The sequence below is a fragment of the Hungatella sp. SL.1.14 genome (genome assembly GCF_024460495.1).
Taxonomy (GTDB): domain Bacteria; phylum Bacillota; class Clostridia; order Lachnospirales; family Lachnospiraceae; genus Hungatella; species Hungatella hathewayi.
The window spans coordinates 1-286 of record NZ_JANFYJ010000546.1 but is presented as its reverse complement, the minus strand read 5'-3'; the positions used below and the strand labels follow the sequence as shown (position 1 = coordinate 286).

Annotated in this window: 1 protein-coding gene; it reads left to right on the top strand. The window is 48.3% G+C overall.

Annotated features, from left to right (window positions below):
- Window positions 1-10: 10 nt before the first annotated feature.
- Window positions 11-286, top strand: a 276-nt coding sequence (locus tag NE473_RS32240) for a LysR family transcriptional regulator substrate-binding protein (protein WP_256265732.1), incomplete at its 3' end; no start/stop codon positions are given.

Here is a 286-nt window from a genome sequence, read left to right as displayed (position 1 = left end):
AGGAAAAATCGTGGACAACAACTTTAATTCCGTCATGCTGGACACGGATTCCCTGATTCTGGCGGTATCGAACCATAATCCGCTTTCCAAGAAAAGCTTTGTGACGCTGGAGGAGCTGAAAAAACAGCGCCTGATCCTCCGGCTGCCGGATTCCGCTACCAGGAATCTATTCATCTCCCATCTGGAAAGCAATAACGTCTCTCTCGATGAACTGAATGTAACGCTGGAGGTCGATAATGTCGCTACCATTAAGGATCTGGTGCGAAGAGACTTCGGAGTGTCGATT